17 protein-coding genes are annotated in these 16,830 nt (G+C 60.7%); 9 read left to right on the top strand and 8 right to left on the bottom strand.

Translation table 11 applies throughout. The features are described from left to right. Nucleotides 1-146 precede the first annotated feature (146 nt). A complete protein-coding gene (locus tag DW937_RS02770) occupies nucleotides 147-1,289 on the bottom strand; it encodes a sporulation protein YqfD (RefSeq protein WP_120120066.1) in 1,143 nt (380 codons plus the stop codon). A gap of 9 nt (nucleotides 1,290-1,298) precedes the next feature. Beyond that, nucleotides 1,299-1,586 carry a YabP/YqfC family sporulation protein gene (locus DW937_RS02765; protein WP_243111406.1) on the bottom strand — a complete coding sequence of 96 codons (288 nt, stop codon included), beginning with the start codon at nucleotides 1,584-1,586 and terminating at the stop codon, nucleotides 1,299-1,301. A 72-nt stretch (nucleotides 1,587-1,658) separates the two neighbouring features. On the opposite strand from DW937_RS02765, the gene DW937_RS02760 reads away from it, so the two are divergent. Beyond that, nucleotides 1,659-2,711: a hypothetical protein gene (locus DW937_RS02760; RefSeq protein WP_120120064.1), complete on the top strand. Its 1,053-nt coding sequence runs from the start codon at nucleotides 1,659-1,661 to the stop codon at nucleotides 2,709-2,711. Nucleotides 2,712-2,839: 128 nt separating this feature from the next. On the opposite strand, the gene DW937_RS02755 is transcribed toward DW937_RS02760, so the two are convergent. Further along, the gene (locus DW937_RS02755) at nucleotides 2,840-4,207 is read right to left on the bottom strand and encodes an AAA family ATPase (RefSeq protein WP_120120063.1); all 1,368 of its coding nucleotides are present in this window, start codon (nucleotides 4,205-4,207) and stop codon (nucleotides 2,840-2,842) included. A gap of 691 nt (nucleotides 4,208-4,898) precedes the next feature. Between DW937_RS02755 and DW937_RS02745 the strand changes: the two genes are divergently transcribed. Next, nucleotides 4,899-5,165: an AbrB/MazE/SpoVT family DNA-binding domain-containing protein gene (locus tag DW937_RS02745; protein WP_097774882.1), complete on the top strand. Its 267-nt coding sequence runs from the start codon at nucleotides 4,899-4,901 to the stop codon at nucleotides 5,163-5,165. 95 nt (nucleotides 5,166-5,260) lie between these two features. On the opposite strand, the gene DW937_RS02740 is transcribed toward DW937_RS02745, so the two are convergent. The 5 genes from DW937_RS02740 to rpmB form a co-directional block, all read right to left on the bottom strand. Then, nucleotides 5,261-7,825, bottom strand: coding sequence for a heavy metal translocating P-type ATPase (locus DW937_RS02740; RefSeq protein WP_120120062.1), 2,565 nt, complete (start codon nucleotides 7,823-7,825; stop codon nucleotides 5,261-5,263). Nucleotides 7,826-7,867: 42 nt separating this feature from the next. Beyond that, nucleotides 7,868-8,263, bottom strand: a complete 396-nt coding sequence (locus DW937_RS02735; protein WP_118527842.1) for a metal-sensing transcriptional repressor — start codon at nucleotides 8,261-8,263, stop codon at nucleotides 7,868-7,870. A 143-nt stretch (nucleotides 8,264-8,406) separates the two neighbouring features. Then, nucleotides 8,407-9,162 carry an alpha/beta hydrolase-fold protein gene (locus DW937_RS02730; protein WP_097801858.1) on the bottom strand — a complete coding sequence of 252 codons (756 nt, stop codon included), beginning with the start codon at nucleotides 9,160-9,162 and terminating at the stop codon, nucleotides 8,407-8,409. 100 nt (nucleotides 9,163-9,262) lie between these two features. Then, the gene (locus DW937_RS02725) at nucleotides 9,263-9,439 is read right to left on the bottom strand and encodes a DUF4250 domain-containing protein (protein ID WP_120120061.1); all 177 of its coding nucleotides are present in this window, start codon (nucleotides 9,437-9,439) and stop codon (nucleotides 9,263-9,265) included. 69 nt (nucleotides 9,440-9,508) lie between these two features. Continuing rightward, nucleotides 9,509-9,697, bottom strand: a complete 189-nt coding sequence (gene rpmB, locus DW937_RS02720; RefSeq protein WP_082210844.1) for a 50S ribosomal protein L28 — start codon at nucleotides 9,695-9,697, stop codon at nucleotides 9,509-9,511. Between the two features lie 453 nt (nucleotides 9,698-10,150). On the opposite strand from rpmB, the gene DW937_RS02715 reads away from it, so the two are divergent. From DW937_RS02715 to DW937_RS02680, 7 genes are all read left to right on the top strand, one after another. Further along, nucleotides 10,151-10,825, top strand: a complete 675-nt coding sequence (locus DW937_RS02715) for a site-2 protease family protein (protein ID WP_120120060.1) — start codon at nucleotides 10,151-10,153, stop codon at nucleotides 10,823-10,825. 2 nt (nucleotides 10,826-10,827) lie between these two features. Next, nucleotides 10,828-11,550 carry a segregation/condensation protein A gene (locus DW937_RS02710; RefSeq protein WP_120120059.1) on the top strand — a complete coding sequence of 241 codons (723 nt, stop codon included), beginning with the start codon at nucleotides 10,828-10,830 and terminating at the stop codon, nucleotides 11,548-11,550. Then, nucleotides 11,547-12,098, top strand: a complete 552-nt coding sequence (gene scpB / locus DW937_RS02705; RefSeq protein ID WP_005941268.1) for an SMC-Scp complex subunit ScpB — start codon at nucleotides 11,547-11,549, stop codon at nucleotides 12,096-12,098. Before DW937_RS02710 ends, scpB begins: the two co-directional genes overlap by 4 nt. Nucleotides 12,099-12,101: 3 nt before the next feature. Next, a complete protein-coding gene (locus DW937_RS02700) occupies nucleotides 12,102-12,851 on the top strand; it encodes a DUF2953 domain-containing protein (RefSeq protein WP_120120058.1) in 750 nt (249 codons plus the stop codon). Between the two features lie 79 nt (nucleotides 12,852-12,930). Beyond that, a complete protein-coding gene (gene ytfJ, locus DW937_RS02695) occupies nucleotides 12,931-13,338 on the top strand; it encodes a GerW family sporulation protein (protein ID WP_118527832.1) in 408 nt (135 codons plus the stop codon). 403 nt (nucleotides 13,339-13,741) lie between these two features. Next, nucleotides 13,742-14,572, top strand: a complete 831-nt coding sequence (locus DW937_RS02690) for a pseudouridine synthase (protein WP_120120057.1) — start codon at nucleotides 13,742-13,744, stop codon at nucleotides 14,570-14,572. 883 nt (nucleotides 14,573-15,455) lie between these two features. Beyond that, nucleotides 15,456-16,823: a sodium-dependent transporter gene (locus tag DW937_RS02680; RefSeq protein WP_120120056.1), complete on the top strand. Its 1,368-nt coding sequence runs from the start codon at nucleotides 15,456-15,458 to the stop codon at nucleotides 16,821-16,823. Nucleotides 16,824-16,830 lie beyond the last annotated feature (7 nt).

Below are 16,830 nucleotides of genomic sequence, written 5' to 3'. Positions count from 1 at the left end.
GAACAAACAATAAGCTTTTACGTCCCCCGGACGCTTGCCGGAGGGAAGCATGACCACCTGCACTTGCAGATAGCACCTTAACGCCACCCTTCGGGGTGGCATTTTTAGTTTAGCATACTTTTTGACGAATTACAACGGGAATCCTTTCACCCGCAGATGTCCGCTGCCACGGTGTAGGTGACGGTATAGTCCAGTACATTGCCGTTCACGGTGCAGTCCTCTTTGCGGGCGATGTGCTCCGCGTCCGGCCATGCGGCGTACAGCGCCTGCAGGCTCTGCAGCCGGGCCAGCGCGGCGGCCTGCGCTTCGGTGCGGTGCAGCGTTTCCGGCTGCTGCACATAGCGGCAGGTCTCCTCCACAGAGCAGGGCAGGGCAAGGCCCAGCAGCGGCACCTCCGGCTGGAAGTGCCGGAGGACCACCGCCGCATGTTCCGGCGCAGGCGCGGCGGGCAGGGAGAAGGTGTGCCCGAACGCTGTCACCCGGTATGCGCGGGTGCACACGCCGGTGTACTGCTGCACCGTCTCTTCCAAGGGCACGGTGCGGGTGTCGCTCCACTCAAACTGCGCAACCACCGTTCCGGCGGCGGGCGCAAAGATCAGGGTGCCGTCCCGCTCGGCGCGGGCTGTGCCAATGAGGCCTTGCCCGGCTTCCACCTGCTGGCCCGGCTGCACCAGCATGGTGCCGCTGGTAAGGTTCGTGCGCAGAACAGTGCCGCTGCATTTTGCCCGGATGCCGTGCAGCGTTCCGGCGGCAATGTCCGGCTTGGGCCTGGCCGCGGCGGCTTCCACCACCAGCCGCCCTTTGGCAAAATTCAGGCTGGCCCAGGAGAACTCGCCGCTGTGCAAAAGGGCGTACTCCCCGGCGGTGAGCTTTGCCTCGGTCACAGCCGCACCGGGCTGCAGGCCCGCTTCCCGCAGGACGGCGCAGGCCCGCGCAGCCTGTCCGGTGGTGAGGGAAGAGGTGTCCGCATACCAGACGAATTGCTGTGCAAAGAGCAGCAGCGGCACAAACACCGTCAGCCCCGCCCAAAGCCCGGCCCGGCGCAGCAAGGGGCGCAGGCGGAAATACAGCCCCAGCTTCCGGCGGATGCGCAGCCGCACCCGGTGCTTGCGGGCCAGCGCGGCAAGGCGCGGGTACTGCCACGCGGCGCACCGCCCGCCAAACCCTCCCGGCAGGGCCGTTACCCCGTAGGGATGCAGCCCGGCCCGGGCGGCAGCGGTAAGCAGGGCTTCGGTGCTGCCATTGCATGCGGTGAACTCCACCGCGGCCCAAAGGCTTACCGGTTCCATGGGCACCTCCTAGTCATCCGCAAAGTCCGTGCGCACGAACCGCCCCCGCAGGGTCAGGCGGCTGGCGGTAAGGGTGACGATCTTCAGCCCGTCGCCGTAGATGGTCAACCGGCCATGGGGCATCTGCAGGCACAGCCGGTCGGGGCTGTAGGCCAGAATGCGGCAAAAGTGTTCCACCTCCATGCGGCCCCCGCTCAGGTAGACGGCAGGGGCGTGGTAAAAGCCCTGCGGCGGCTGACGGAACAGCAGGGCCAGCCAGCTTTGCGGCCTAAGCCGCTTTTTGCGCTTGGCACACATCCCATTCCCTCCCATCCCGCAGTTCTGCCCGCGGCGCGCTGCTACATATATATGGATGCGGAGGGCTGAGTTATGAATCGAAGCTGGAATTTCCGGCGGGGCGTGCTGCTGGCGCTGGCAGGGTACACGGCGTTTCTGGTGTTTGCCGCGCCGCAGCGCTGTGCCGATGCCCTGCAGGCGGGGCTGCGGCTGTGCGGCGGGCCGTTGCTGGTATCGCTGTTTCCGTTCCTCATCGTATCGGCGCTGGCGGCAGGCTGCGGGGCCGGGCAGTGGCTGGGCTTTGTGTTCCGGCCTGCGGCGCGGCTCATGGGCATCCGGGCAAAGAGTGCGGGCGGCGTGCTGCTCATTGGGGCCTTGGGGGGCTTTGCACCGGCGGCGGTGGCTGCGTCCGAAGCCGTGCGCACCGGTCAGCTCACCTCCCGGCAGGCCTCGGCGCTGCTGCCCGCCTGTGTGTGCAGCGGGCCGTCCTTTGTCATCCTCACGGTAGGGCAGCAGATGCTGGGCAGCCGCGCGGTGGGGGTGCGGCTGTTTGCGGCCCAGCTGCTGGCGGGATACCTCACGGCGGCGCTGCTGTGCCGGATGCAGGGCGGGGCCGGGCAGGCTCCGCCCGCGCAGGGGGAGACCATTCAGCTGCCCGCACTGGATGCGGTGATCGCGCAGGCGGCAGTGACCTACCTGAAGCTCTGCGGCTTTGTGCTGTACTTCCGGCTGCTGGCGGCAGGGTGCGGGGCATTGCTGCCACAGCCGTGGGCGGCGCTGCCCGCCATGTTGCTGGAAGTGTGTTCCGGCTGCGATCAGGCCGCCCGCACCGGGCTGTGGGCCAGCACGCTGTGCTGTGCGGCGCTCAGTGTGCAGGGGGTGTCGGTGCTTTTGCAGGTGCGCACCATCTGCCCGGCCGAGATCTCGCTGCGGCCTTTGCTGGCAGCGCGGGCGGTGCATCTGCCGCTCTCGGTGGCGCTGTTCTGGCTGGGCAGCACCGTGCCGGTGCAGGCCGTGCAGACCTTTACCACCCTGACCGAACGGGTGGTGGTGCTGCGCCGCGTGCCGCTGGACTGCGCCCTGCTGGCCTTTGCCGTGTGCTGCATCACGGTGGAGGTGTTATCTGATACAGTGGCAGATTATTGACGCTGATGCGATGAAAAATGCAGTGTATCAAGCTGATACAGTGCCCCCTTGATTGATACAGTGCGTCAGTGTATCAGGGCAGGCCAGTGTATCAACCTGATACACTGGCAAAAAGAGACATAAGTAAGTTATATATTTCTCACTGTATCATGTGTTTCTCCACGGTAGGCCAGCCGGGTAAACCACCCTCGCGCGCCGTCCTTTTGGCACAGCTGATATTTTGCAATGTCGCCATCCCGTACAAGCTCAGCATACGAGCGTTTGTAAGTGGCTTCACTGCACTTGATCTCCTGAAGTACAGCACTTTTGAGTTGAGGATTTGCCATCGACCCAAGGCGGCTCTCGGACAGAACGTTCAGGATGGCGCTGCGGGTGTCCTGCCGGGTCTCCGCCGTGCGCACCCGCCGCTCCTCAATGAAGTCGGCATCCTTCTTGTCGGTGTAGCCGTCAAACACGGCCCGCGCGGTCTTTACGCCCTCCACCTCCACATCGTCGATGTGCAGCAGCACCGTCTGCTGGGGGCGGGCGTAGCTGTTTTTCTCGTGGCTGAGATAAATTTTGCCGTCGTTCTTGGCGCGGCCCATCATCAGCACGCTGCGGGCCATGTCCCAGATATCCGAGCTGTCGGCCAGACGTGCGCGGCCGGAAACGCCCTGCTTTTTGTTGGAGTGCATCACGATGAGCACCGCGCAGCCCTGCTTTGCGGCAATGGCGCGCAGCGGCAGCAGGGCACCGCGCATCTGGTTGCGGCTTGCCATCTCCACATCGGAGGGCAGAAAGCTCTGCAGCGGGTCCACGATGAGCAGCAGCGGCCCGGCCTTGGCGGCAAAATCCGCCAGTACCTGATCCTTGAGGGTAAGGGGCTGGCCGGTCTTGCCAAAGTAGTCGTCGGCGGTCAGCACCAGCACCCGGTTCATGTCGGCCCCGGCCGCCAGCAGACGGGCCTTGAGCACCTTGCCGGGGTCGTCCTCGCCTGCAAGCAGCAGCACCTTGCCGGTCTGCTGCGGCGGCAGCGGAAAAAAGCCGGAGGTCTTGCCCGCCGTCACATAGGCAATGAGCTGTGCCTGCCAGATGCCCTTGCCGGTGCCGCCGTCGGCACCCAGCAGCGACACTTCGCCCAGCGGCAGCAGCTGCGGCACAAGCCACGCCACGCTCTGCATGGGCACATCGGCCAGCAGGCCGGGCTGCGCCGCGCTGCCCTCCAGCGCAAGCTTGCGCTGCTTTGCGTCCGCGTTCGCGGCTGCCATAAAGGCTGCGGGGTCGGCCTGCCACGCCTGCTTGCAGGTGTTGAGCCATTGATCGATCTTGTAATTGACGGCGGGCAGCTGCATGTTGCAGGCTGCGCCGCGCACGTCGTCCAGCAGGTCTTCCCGTGCATCCGGGTCGGTCTGGTGGAACATTACCGCAAAGGTCAGGCGGCTGAACAGCTGCTGCTCGGTCCGGCAGGCATCCAGCATGTTCAGAAAGTCTGTGCGGTCCTGAATGGATACTCCCAAAATACATTTCTCCTTTCGCTGTGGTTTATAACTGGAAGCAAAACCAAATGTTGTTGCTATAAGTATAACTCTGAAAAAACAACGTGTCAACAAATAGTTTTTGCGCAAAAAGCCACAGCTTCCGGGGTGAAAATACACCGGAAAATGGGAAAAGAAAAAGAGAAGGCGGGCACCTTCTCTTGACAAAACGGCAAAAAATAACTATACTACAAATAGAAAAGGTGCTGTCCGCAATGGTCAGCTCCTTCCGGTTGGATCAATAAGAATGACCGCTTACCGTTTGGAGACAGGGGCGGTCATTTCTTATTGTTATGGATCTCTTTGAAGATTGCCCATGCGATCTGAAATGTAATCCCAACTGTGCCGCCAACAATGACGAACAGCTGCAGAACATCGTTCAACACCATGATGCATCCCCCCTTCCGCGTTTGCGAACGGGGGAACAAACAATAAGCTTTTACGTCCCCCGGACGCTTGCCGGAGGGAAGCATGACCACCTGCGCTTGCAGACAGCACCTAATCACCGCCTTTTCGGGCGGTATTTTTAGTTTAACATACTTTCTGACGAAATACAATAAGAAGACACAGAAACGACGCTTTGTAAAATTTTATGGTGCATGGTTGCTTTTTGAAAAAAGCAGAGTATAATAAAAGTGAGAAAGTAAGAAAATCGCACAAAGGAGGATGAAGGATGCTGACGGAATTGAGGACAAAATCCCAGATCACCATTCCAAAGGATATTGTAATGAAGATGGGCCTGCGTGAGGGCGACAAGCTGGAGATCGTGGAGAAGGATGGCGTGATCGAGCTGATGCCGGTAGCCGTTTACCCCAAAAAGTATCTGGACGAGCTGCGCAGTGAGATCAACGAAGCAAAGGCCAAAATTGCGGCAGGGGAGCAGCCGGTGTTCGACACTGTGGACGCACTGTTTGAAGCGCTGGACGGTGCGGACGAATGAATTACAAGATCACCTACACCAAACGATTCATAAAAAAGGCCGCTGCGTTCACATGCAGCGGCCTTTCCATTTGATGGGGAGTATTCAGCGGCGGTTTACTGGATGCCGGTCACAGGGTAGTCCTGATCCTCAACGGCCTTCTTCAGCACGTCGTCGGCGACCTCGGCGTTCAGGGTGACGATGGCGGTGCCGGCCTCGTGGCTCACCACGGCCTCGTCCACCTCGGGCAGGGCTTCCAGAGCCTTCTTCACGCGGGCTTCGCAGTGGCCGCACATCATGCCTTCCACCTTCAGGGTCTTTTTCATAGCAGTGTCCTCCTTGGTACTCTCTTTATTTGCAACCGCTGCGGGCTGTGCGGAGACAGCGGGCAGGGAAGCAGCATTTTTTGCCGCACGATCGTGCTTTGTGCTGTGCACGTCGAACAGGTTCAGGCGCAGGGCGTTGCTTACCACGCAGAAGCTGGAAAGGCTCATGGCAGCAGCACCGAACATGGGGTTCAGCGTCAGGCCGAAGGGGATGAACACGCCTGCGGCCAGCGGGATGCCGATGATGTTGTAGATGAACGCCCAGAACAGGTTTTCGTGGATGTTGCGCAGGGCAGCACGGCTCAGGCGGATGGCGGCGGGCACGTCTGACAGCTTGGAGTTCATCAGCACCACGTCCGCCGCGTCGATGGCAACATCGGTGCCTGCGCCGATGGCGATGCCGGTGTCGGCACGGGTCAGGGCCGGGGCATCGTTGATGCCGTCGCCCACCATGGCCACCTTGCCGGATGCCTGCAGCTGGCGGATGACCGCTTCCTTGCCGTCGGGCAGCACGCCTGCGATCACCTCGTCCACACCGGCCTGCCTGCCAATAGCGTCGGCAGTGCGCTGGTTGTCACCGGTGAGCATGACCACGCGGATGCCCATGGCCTGCAGCTCCCGGATGGCCTGCGGGCTGTCCTCCTTGATGGTATCGGCCACCGCGATGATGCCCAGCAGACGGCCCGCCCCGCCGAAGAACAGGGGCGTTTTGCCCTGTGCGGAGAGGGCTGCGGCCTTCTCCTGCAGCTGTGCGGGCACGGTGACTTTGGTGCCGATAAAGGACGCATTGCCGCCAAAGATCTCCACGCCGTCCAGCTTTGCGGCCAGACCGTTGCCCGGCAGGGCGGCAAAGCCGGATACCTCGGGGGCGGTGAGCTTCTGCGCGTCGGTGCAGGCCAGCACGGCCTTTGCCAGCGGGTGCTCGCTCTTGCGCTCCAGTGCGGCGGCAAGGGTGAGCAGCTCCGTCTCGGAAACGCCCTCGGCGGGCAGAATATCGGTCACTTTTGGTTCACCGCTGGTGATGGTGCCGGTCTTGTCCAGCGCCACGATCTGGGTGCGGCCTGCAGCTTCCAGCGAAGCGGCGGTCTTGAACAGGATGCCGTTCTTTGCACCCAGACCGTTGCCCACCATGATGGCCACCGGCGTTGCCAGACCCAGCGCACAGGGGCAGCTGATGACCAGCACGGAGATGCCGCGGGCCAGTGCATAGCCCAGCTCCCGGCCCAGCAGCAGCCACACGATGGTGGTGACCACCGCGATGGTAATGACCGCAGGCACGAAGAAACCGGACACCGTATCGGCGATTTTTGCAATGGGAGCCTTGGTGGCGGCGGCATCGCTGACCATCCGGATGATCTGGGCAAGGGTGGTGTCCTCGCCCACGCGGGTGGCCCGGCACTGCAGGAAACCGGACTGGTTGGTGGTGGCAGCGCTCACCTTATCGCCCGCAGCCTTGTCCACGGGGATGCTCTCGCCGGTCAGGGCGCTCTCGTTCACGGCGCTGGTGCCTTCCAGCACGATGCCGTCCACGGGGATGTTCTCGCCCGGGCGCACCACAAAAATATCCCCCTTCTGCACCTGCTCGATGGGCACGGTCACTTCGGCACCGTCCCGCAGCAGGGTGGCGGTCTTGGGGGCAAGCTTCATCAGGCTCTTGAGCGCGTCGGTGGTCTTGCCCTTGGAGCGGGCCTCCAGCATCTTGCCCACCGTGATGAGGGTCAAGATCATGGCGGCGGACTCAAAGTAGAACTCCATCATATAATGCATGACCAGCTCACTGTTGCCGTCCACCTGCGCGCGGGTCATGGCGAACAGGGCGTAGGTGCTCCACACAAAGCTTGCCATGGAACCCATGGCCACCAGCGTGTCCATGTTAGGCGAGCCGTGGATCAGCCCCTTGAAGCCGTTGATGAAGAACTTCTGGTTGATGACCATGACGATGCCCGCCAGCAGCAGCTGCACAAGGCCCATGGCGATGTGGTTGCCGTCGAACCAGCGGGGCAGAGGCCAGCCCCACATCATGTGGCCCATGGAGAAGTACATCAGCACCAGCAGAAAGCCCAGCGACGCAATGAGCCGCCGCTTGAGCTTGGGGGTCTCGTGGTCGGCCAGCGCGTCAAGGTCGGCGCTGGTGGAGCTGGAAGCCGCCGCGCCTGCACGCTTGGGGCTGGCACCGTAACCGGCATCCTGCACGGCCTTGATGATCTCGGCAGAGCTGGCGGTGCCCTCCACGCCCATGGAGTTGGTCAGCAGGCTCACCGAACAGCTGGCAACGCCGGGCACCTTGCTCACAGCCTTCTCCACCCGGGCGGAGCAGGCTGCGCAGCTCATGCCGGTAACGTTGTATTGTTCCATAAAATATCACTCCTACGTTGAGTATGCACGGGAACGGGCTTCTTATTTCATGAGCTTGGGCAGCAGATTCATCAGCTCGTCCAGCTTTGCCTCGCTGCCCGCGCGCAGGTCGTCCGCCACGCAGGTGGAGATGTGCTGTGCCAGCAGCTCTTTGGAAAAGCTGTTCAGCGCCGAGTTCGCCGCCGCCACCTGCACAAGGATGTCCACGCAGTAGGCATCCTTTTCCAGCATGCCGCGGATGCCGCGCACCTGCCCCTCGATGCGGCTGAGCCGGTTCAGCAGGGCCTTGTGTTCCTCAGGGGTGCGGTCTTTGTGGCGGCAGCAGGAGGGGGTGACGCTTTCGGTGGGCACAGCGGATGCGTCAATGGCCGGAGCCGTGGCAGCTTCGGGCTGGGCGGGCGTGCCGCAACAGCAGCAGGGCTTTTTCTCGTTGTCCATAAAATATCTCCTTTACCCATAGGGGGTATGTGTCTTACAGCATGAGTATAGCACAGCAAACCCGATAAATCAAGTAGGAAATTGAAAAATACAAACAAAAAGAGGGAAGGCACTGCAAATGCCTTCCCTCTATCAAATCACTTTTACTTCTCCAGAATCCGCGGCACAAACAGGCCCAGCATCTTGCCCCACCAGTACCACTCGTGGGAGACATCACCGCCCCAGACCTCGAGGTGGGCGGGCAGGCCCTGTGCGGCCAGCACATCGGCCAGCGCCTGCGTGTCGGCTTTGGCATCGTCCTCGTAGGCACCCTGACCGGCGCAGAGCATCAGGCTGTTCTCCTTGGCCTTGGCCAGAGCCAGCTTGTCGGCGATGCCGTTCTCGGCCAGATACTGCAGGGGAGAGCAGCGCAGCACCAGATCGTCGGCTTCACTGCCCCAGAAGCGGGCCAGATCGTAGATGCCGGAAAGGCCGATGGCACCGGCAAAAAGCTTGGGACGGCGCAGGCGGCAGTTGACGGCGTGCACAGCGCCAAGGTCGATGCCCACACACCACAGCTTAGCATCCTTTGCGGCACCGTTCAGGGCCAGCACCCGGGGTGCCAGCTCGGCGGTAAGGTAGACGAAGTACTTTTCCTCCATCTCGGCGCGGCGGCGCACCGGGATGTCGCCGTTCAGTACGGCCTCGCCGTCAATGCTGTCGGCGCAGAACAGCTGCACCTTGCCCTCGTTCAGCAGCGGGGCAATGGCATCGGGCATGCCGTTGTTCTCCCAATCATAAAAGCGGCCGCCGCGGGCAGGCAGGGCCAGCACCGGCACACCGGCGCTGCCGTATACCTTGAACTCCATCTCGCGGTTCAGCACGCTGCTCCACTCTTTGTAATAGGTACCCTGGATCATAAATCAAGCACTCCTTGTTTCTATATTCACCGGCTCGGGCGCAGTCGCTGCACGTCGGTGCCGGTCGTTGGCGATCAAAAGAAAGCTTTCTCTGGAAATATCACACGAACTGGTTGCGCTGGGCATCGTATTCGTAGCCCACGGCCCGGAGCTTTGCGCAAAGGCCGGCCTTGTCGGCATCCATGTCTTCGCACAGAGCATCGAGGTTTTTGTAAAAATCACGCAGCTTCAGGTTCACCACGCTCAGCAGCATGATGGGATCGTTGGGCAGAGCCATGTGTTTTGCCTCCTTACAGCAACAAAAAAAGCCGGCCACTCGACAAAGTGACCGGCCACATACACCAAATTAGACAGCGCGGGTAACTTTGCCAGCGCGCAGGCAACGGGAGCATGCGTAGACGTACTTGGGAGAACCCTCAACGACCGCCTTGACACGACGGACATTCGGCTTCCAGGTACGGTTGGAACGACGATGAGAGTGAGAAACCTTGATACCAAAGGCAACACCCTTGCCGCAGCATTCACATTTAGCCATGGTACTTGCACCTCCTGCAGTGAAGTAAGGAATCAAAATAATCAGCTTGACTATTGTATCAGATTACCGGGCAAAATGCAAGCCTTTTTTCAAAAAATATTGCGGTTTTTTGGAAAACTGCCCCGATGCACTCAGATGCTGTTTTTGGTTACGACCCCTTGTGTGAAAATGTGATTTGGAGCAGCCCGCAGGCTGCAACGGCGACGACCGCCGCCAGTGGCGGAAACAGGGAGAAGCTGTTGGGGCAGCGGCCAGCAAGACGTGAGTGCCGTTCAAGGCACGAAACGAATGCTGGGTGCCGCAACTCGTAGACAAATCACGAATTAAAAATAAAATTCAGCTGAAATGATCAGAGCGAAGCGGAGATCATTTTAAATCGTCTGGACACCCCTTGTCTAAAACCTCAAAAAATAGTATTATATATGGTATACTGAAAAAAGGCAGGAATATCGAATGACCTCTCAGGGCATCTATTATCTCATCCGCGCGCTGGTGGCGCTGGTGGCCATCCCCTTCCACGAGTGCGGCCACGCGCTGGCGGCATGGCTGCTGGGCGACGACACCGCAAAGCGGCAGGGGCGGCTTTCGCTGAACCCCTTTGCCCACTTTGACCTGCTGGGCACGCTGTGCATGGTGTTTGCGGGCGTGGGCTGGGCAAAGCCCGTCTCCACCGACCCCCGCAATTTCAAAAACCCCAAGTGGGGCATGGCCCTCACCGCGCTGGCTGGCCCTGCGGCGAACATCCTCCTTGCCTATGTGGGCATGGTGGTGTGGAAGCTCATGTACTACTGGGCACCGGTGAACGATGCCGCCATCTACATTGCCATGTTCCTGCAGTACCTTGTGCTGATGAATGTGAGCCTTGCCGTGTTCAACTTGATCCCGGTTCCGCCGCTGGACGGCAGCCGCATCCTGCTGGTGCTGCTGCCCCGGCGCATCTACTTTGGCCTGATGAAGTACGAGCGCTATATCATGATCGCCCTGCTGGCGGCAGTGTGGTTCGGCGCACTGGATACCCCCCTGTACTACCTGAACAACATTGTGTGGGAGCTGCTGGGCAAGGGCACCGGCTACATTGATGAGATCGCGTATTCCATCTACTATGCCGGCCTTGGGACGGTGGTGTGAGCGTGGCAGAAGAACTGACCTTCCATCTGGAAGATTTTGACGGCCCGCTGGAATTATTGCTGGCGCTTGTGGCCAAACATAAGATGGACCTGCACAACATCCCCATTCTGGAGCTGATCGACCAGTACACCGCCACGGTGGCGCGGGCCGACCCGGACCCGGAAGCCGCCAGCGCCTTCATCGAGATGGCCGCGCGGCTGGTGGAGATGAAAAGCTACCTGCTTTTGCCCCGCAGCGAAGAGGGCGAGCGCATGAAGCAGGAGTTCACCGGCCAGCTGATCGAGTACGACCAGTGCCGCCGCATGGCTGCGCTTTTGCGCCAAAAGGCCGAAGCTGCGCCGGTTTTTGTGCGTCCGCCCATGGAGATGGAGTTCGATAACACCTACGACCTGCACCATGCGCCGCAGGTGCTGGCGGATTACTGGGCCGTTCTTTCCGGCCGCACCAAGCTGCGCCGGGAGCCTACCCAGCAGCAGTTCGAGCCGCTGGTCACAGCGCCCATGGTGTCGGTGACGAGCCGGGTGGTGTACATTCTGCGGCACCTGATTGCCGGTACAGCGGCAAAAATGAGCCAGCTGTTCAGCCGCCAGCAGACCCGCAGCACCAACGTGGCCACCTTTCTGGCCTTGCTGGAGCTGGTGCGCGGCGGCCGCGTAACGCTGGACGACGAGGGCCGGCTGACCATGCAGCGGGGCCGCATCCAACGTGATAAGGAGAAGGAATGAACCAGAAACAGATCCGTGCAGCCGTGGAAGCCATGCTGTTTGCCAGCGGCGACCCCATTGGTGCCGACAAGCTGGCCCAGGCGGTGCAGCTGCCGCAGCTCAGCGTGGAAGCCGCGCTGGAAGCCCTGCGGGAGCGCTACGCCCGGGAGGACAGCGGCCTGTGCCTGCTGCACCTGAACACCCGCTGGCAGCTTGCCACCAAGACCGAGTGGGCCGACTGCATCCGCCGCCTGCTGGACAGCCGCCGCGCAGTGCCCCTTGGCCCCGCCGCCATGGAGACCCTGACCGTGATCGCCTACAACCAGCCGGTGTCCCGCGCCTTCATCGAGCAGGTGCGCGGCGTGGATTCCTCGTCCAGCGTGTCGGGCCTGCTGGAAAAGGGCCTCATTGAGGAAGCCGGCCGCCTTGACCTGCCGGGCAGGCCGGTGAGCTTCCGCACCACCGACACCTTTTTGCGGGTGTTCGGCCTTTCTTCTCTGGCCGACCTGCCGCCGGTGCACGGACAAGAGACGGAAACGAACGCATCACCGACAGAAAGTGAGGGGTAACGCATGGGAGCATTCCTCGCCGCGCTGGGCGCAGTGCTGCTGTTCATCCTCCGGGTGGTCGGCATTCTGCTGCTGGTGGTGCTGATCTTACTGGTGCTGTTGCTGCTGTGCCCCTTCTGCGCAGACCTGTGCTGGGAGCACGGTGTGCTCACCGTAAAGGCCGGTGCGCTGGGCATCACCTTCCCGGTGTTCCAGTACCCGAAGCCGGAGCCGCCGCCCGCACCGGAAAACCCGGCCCCACCCAAAGGCTTTGGCAAAGTGAAAGCAAAATTTGCTGCATGGCGCGCTGAGCGCAAGCGGAAAAAGGCAGAGGAGAAGGCCCGCAAAAAGGCCGCCGCCGCTGCCGCCAAGGCAAACAAGCCCGCCCAGCCCCGCAAAAAAGCAAAGATCACGCTGGAGATCCTCTGCACCATGCTCAAAGGTGCGGGCACTTTGACCAAAGCTGTGTTCGGTGCGCTGCGCATCACAAAAATACAGGTGCGCCTTGGTGTGCGCGGGGAGGACCCCGCCGCCGCTGCCCGCAGCTACGGCAAGCTGCAGGCGTGGCTGTACCCGGTGCTGGGCGTGCTGGACCGCTTTCTCTGGCTGCAGTTCGATGAGCTGCGCATCCTGCCGGACTTTGGCAGCGGGCAGCCCACCGTGGAGGACCGGGTGTCCTGCCGGGTGAGCGCGCAGGCACTGTTCATCGTCCTTGCGGCGGTGCGGGTGCTGTACGAGTTCTGGCGCAAAAAAGTATTGGACATCTTCCTATAATGTGGTACACTATAGGAGTATCCGGATCTGCAGACAACGGGCCTTTGCCCGAATCAAACCGATAAAGGAGAGCTGTTTTATGGCTGAGCATCCCATTCAGGGCCTGATGAACGTTACCATGGAGAAGATCCACCAGATGGTGGACTCCAACACCATCATTGGCAAGCCCATCATTACCGAGGACGGCACCACCATCCTGCCAGTTTCCAAGGTGAGCTTTGGCTTTGCCTCCGGCGGCACCGACTTTGACGGCAAGAACGCCGCCAACAAGGACCTGTTTGGCGGCGGCTCCGGTGCGGGTGTGAACATCCAGCCGGTGGCCTTCCTCGTGGTAAAGGACGGCTGCGTGCGCACCATCCAGCTGTCGGACAACGCCGACACCATCAGCCGTGCCCTGACTATGCTGCCGGAGCTGGTGGACAAGGTTGCCGCCCTCATCAAGAAGGACGAAAAGAAGGAAGAGCCTGCTGCTCCTGCGGAGCAGTAAGGGAGGGGGCTTGGCACCGGACACTCCGTCCCGCCTGCGCTCGCCAGACCACCAGCGTGGTGTAGCCCTCGCACTTCCCGACGGGCTTTTCTGTCGATTTTAGTCGCAGCCTGCACTTTAGACATGGCTTTGCGCATCTTGCCGGAGTATCCGGTGCCGATCCCGGCAGGACGGCAGGGAGTTTCTCCAGCGAATGACCGGGAAGTGGGGCCCCGATACGAAGTATTGGGGCGGAACCGTGGGTTCCGGGCTGTTCGCGGAGAAAGCTCCCTGCTGGCCTGCTAATCACCATCGCCGTAACTGTGAGCTTCCAACTCACAGTTTTGATACAGGCGCACCCGCACCCCAAAACAGGGGAGAGGTGCGCGTTTTGAGCGCCGGGAGGCGCACAAGGAGTTTTATTATGGCAGAAGAACGTATTCAAAAGATCATGGCTGAACAGGGTCTGTGCTCCCGCCGTGCGGCAGAGCAGATCATCGCCGAGGGCCGCGTGAAGGTCAACGGCCACCCCGTCAAGGTGGGCGACAAGATGGACCCCAACCGCGACGTGCTGCACGTGGACGACGAGCGCATCTATATCCGCAAGGATCAGCAGATGTACTATCTGGCCCTGTACAAGCCCCGCGGCTATGTGACCACCGCCAGCGACGAGCTGGGCCGCAAGACCGTGATGGAGCTGGTGAGCGATATCCCCGCCCGCCTGTACCCGGTGGGCCGTCTGGATAAGGACAGCGAGGGCCTGCTGCTCATGACCAACGACGGCGCGTTTGCGCAGGCCGTCACCCATCCGTCGGGCGGCATCTCCAAGCTGTACCGCGTCACCGTGCAGCCCCGCGCCGATGAAAGCCAGATCCTGAAGCTGAGCAGCGGCGTTGTGCTGGACGACGGCACCAAGACCATGCCCTGCGCCATCAACGTTGTTACCGACGAGCCGGGCCGCACCGTGATGGAAATGACCCTGAAAGAGGGCAAGAACCGCGAGATCCGCCGCATGTGCGAGACCGTGGGCCTTGAGGTGGTGCGCCTGAAGCGCAACGCCGAGGGCGTGGTGAAGCTGGGAATGCTCAAGCCCGGCACCTACCGTGAGCTGAGCAAGGCAGAGATCAACGGTCTGCGTGCCGCTGCCGCCAAGGGCCGCGCCCAGACCCACAGCGCCGCAGTGCAGTCCAAGGCTGCCGAGCGCCGCCCCCGCGGCCCGGTGGGCAAGGGCACTGCCCCGAAGAAGCGGAAGTAAGCCTATATACCTATATAAACGAAAAGAAAGCACCTGTACAGCGGGTGCTTTCTTTATTGTAAAATGTTATTTTTATGATATCATAAAGATGCTGCCCGAAAAGGCGGTGATTCGGTGCTGCAACAACGACGACTGCTGCCAGTGGCAGAAACAAGGAGAAGTTGTTGGGGCCGCGGCCAGCAAGACGCAAGCGAGAGCGAAGCGGATGCTGGGTGCCGCAACCCGACCTGCAAGCGCAGGTGGTCATGCTTCCCTCCGGCAAGCGTCCGGGGGACGTAAAAGCTTATTGTTTGTTCCCCCGTTCGCAAACGCGGAAGGGGGGATGCATCATGGTGTTGAACGATGTTCTGCAGCTGTTCGTCATTGTTGGCGGCACAGTTGGGATTACATTTCAGATCGCATGGGCAATCTTCAAAGAGATCCATAACAATAAGAAATGACCGCCCCAGTCTCCAAACGGTGAGCGGTCATTCTTCTTATTGACCAATTAGCCGGAGGGAGCTGACCATTGCGGACAGCACCTTCTCTATTTGTAGTATAGTTTCTTTTTGCTGGTTTGTCAAGAGATGGTTCTCGGCTGTTATGCAAGGCATTTTTATATAAGTGAATAACTGTCAGCTCTTCACCTTTCAGGTGAGAAAAATTGCATCCCGCCGCAAATACACCAAAAACGGACGCACCTGCAACGGAAATTGCGGTACGGCCCTGCGGCAGGACGGGCTGTGCACGCGGGAAAGACAAAGAATACTTTTGACAACAAAAGTTCATCTCACTGAAGCGCCCTGTTCTTCGACCAAATTTGTGCTATAATACAAAAGCAACGCTTCGCCCGGCCCCGCAAAGGGCAGGGCAGAGCAGAACGGAAAACAAGGAGTTTGGAATCATGGAAAGAGAAAAACTGAAGTCCCGGCTGGGCTTCATTCTGCTTTCGGCGGGCTGTGCCATCGGCATTGGCAACGTGTGGAAGTTCCCTTATATTGCCGGTCAGGGCGGTGGCGGCGCATTTGTGCTGTTCTACCTGCTCTTTCTGGTCATTCTGGGCCTGCCCATTATGACCATGGAGTTTGCAGTGGGCCGCGCTTCCCGCAAAAGCCCGGTGCGGGCCTATCAGGCACTGGAAAAACCGGGCCAGAAGTGGCACATCCACGGCTATCTTACCCTCATTGGCTGCTATCTGCTCATGATGTTCTACACCACCGTGGCAGGCTGGATGCTGCACTATTTCTACATGACCGCCACCGGTAAGCTGGCAGGCCTGAACGCCGATCAGGTGGCTGGCAAGTTTACCGAAATGCTGGCAGACCCCGGCGTGATGACCTTCTGGATGGTGTTCGTGGTGGCACTGGGCATCTTTGTATGCGCCAAGGGCCTGCAGAACGGCCTTGAGCGCGTGACCAAGGTCATGATGATCGCCCTGCTGGTGATCATGGTGGTGCTGGCCGTCAACAGCCTGTTCATGCCCGGCGCAAAGGAAGGCCTGAGCTTCTTCCTCGTGCCCGACTTCGGGCGCATGAAAGAGGTGGGCGTGGTCAACACGCTGGTGTCCGCCATGAATCAGGCCTTCTTCACCCTGAGCCTTGGCATTGGCGCAATGTCCATCTTTGGCAGCTACATCGGCAAGGAGCACTCCCTGCTGGGCGAGTCCGCCCGCATCGTGGTGCTGGATACCTTCGTGGCCATCACCGCCGGTCTCATCATCTTCCCGGCCTGCTTCACCTACGGTGTGGACCAGACCAGCGGCCCCAGCCTGATCTTCATTACCCTGCCCAACATCTTTGCCAACATGGCCATGGGCCGGTTGTGGGGCTCCCTGTTCTTCCTGTTCATGGCCTTTGCGGCGCTTTCCACCGTGCTGGCCGTGTTCGAGAACATCATCTGCTGCGGCATGGAGCTGACCGGCTGCAGCCGCAAGAAATCCAGTCTGGTGAACTTCGTGCTCATCACTCTGCTTTCGCTGCCCTGCGTGCTGGGCTACAACGTGTGGGCATGGGACGGCTTTGCCGTGTTCGGCGGCGCTGTGCTGGATCTGGAGGACTTCCTCGTGAGCAACCTGTTCCTGCCGCTGGGCAGCCTGGTGTACCTGCTGTTCTGCGTTACCAACTACGGCTGGGGCTGGGACAACTATAAAAAGGAAGTTAACACCGGCAAGGGCCTCAAGATGCACGACTGGATGCGCGGTTACCTGACCTGCGTGCTGCCGGTGATCGTGCTGTTCATCTTTGCTTTTGGCCTCTACGATAAATTTCTCTGATAGTTAC

Origin of the sequence: Faecalibacterium sp. AM43-5AT (assembly GCF_003603345.1) — a bacterium.
Taxonomy (GTDB): Bacteria; Bacillota; Clostridia; order Oscillospirales; family Ruminococcaceae; genus Faecalibacterium; species Faecalibacterium taiwanense.
The sequence above is the reverse complement of the archived record's forward strand: the minus strand, read 5'-3'. Positions and strand labels throughout refer to the sequence as shown.

Bases quoted from the DNA above. Each gene is read 5' to 3' on its own strand.
- DW937_RS02770 (WP_120120066.1), bottom strand. From the start codon at position 1,289: ATGGAACCGGTAAGCCTTTGGGCCGCGGTGGAGTTCACCGCATGCAAT.
- DW937_RS02765 (WP_243111406.1), bottom strand. From the start codon at position 1,586: ATGTGTGCCAAGCGCAAAAAGCGGCTTAGGCCGCAAAGCTGGCTGGCC.
- DW937_RS02760 (WP_120120064.1), top strand. From the start codon at position 1,659: ATGAATCGAAGCTGGAATTTCCGGCGGGGCGTGCTGCTGGCGCTGGCA.
- DW937_RS02745 (WP_097774882.1), top strand. From the start codon at position 4,899: ATGCTGACGGAATTGAGGACAAAATCCCAGATCACCATTCCAAAGGAT.
- DW937_RS02740 (WP_120120062.1), bottom strand. From the start codon at position 7,825: ATGGAACAATACAACGTTACCGGCATGAGCTGCGCAGCCTGCTCCGCC.
- DW937_RS02735 (WP_118527842.1), bottom strand. From the start codon at position 8,263: ATGGACAACGAGAAAAAGCCCTGCTGCTGTTGCGGCACGCCCGCCCAG.
- DW937_RS02730 (WP_097801858.1), bottom strand. From the start codon at position 9,162: ATGATCCAGGGTACCTATTACAAAGAGTGGAGCAGCGTGCTGAACCGC.
- DW937_RS02725 (WP_120120061.1), bottom strand. From the start codon at position 9,439: ATGGCTCTGCCCAACGATCCCATCATGCTGCTGAGCGTGGTGAACCTG.
- rpmB (WP_082210844.1), bottom strand. From the start codon at position 9,697: ATGGCTAAATGTGAATGCTGCGGCAAGGGTGTTGCCTTTGGTATCAAG.
- DW937_RS02715 (WP_120120060.1), top strand. From the start codon at position 10,151: ATGACCTCTCAGGGCATCTATTATCTCATCCGCGCGCTGGTGGCGCTG.
- scpB (WP_005941268.1), top strand. From the start codon at position 11,547: ATGAACCAGAAACAGATCCGTGCAGCCGTGGAAGCCATGCTGTTTGCC.
- DW937_RS02700 (WP_120120058.1), top strand. From the start codon at position 12,102: ATGGGAGCATTCCTCGCCGCGCTGGGCGCAGTGCTGCTGTTCATCCTC.
- ytfJ (WP_118527832.1), top strand. From the start codon at position 12,931: ATGGCTGAGCATCCCATTCAGGGCCTGATGAACGTTACCATGGAGAAG.
- DW937_RS02690 (WP_120120057.1), top strand. From the start codon at position 13,742: ATGGCAGAAGAACGTATTCAAAAGATCATGGCTGAACAGGGTCTGTGC.
- DW937_RS02680 (WP_120120056.1), top strand. From the start codon at position 15,456: ATGGAAAGAGAAAAACTGAAGTCCCGGCTGGGCTTCATTCTGCTTTCG.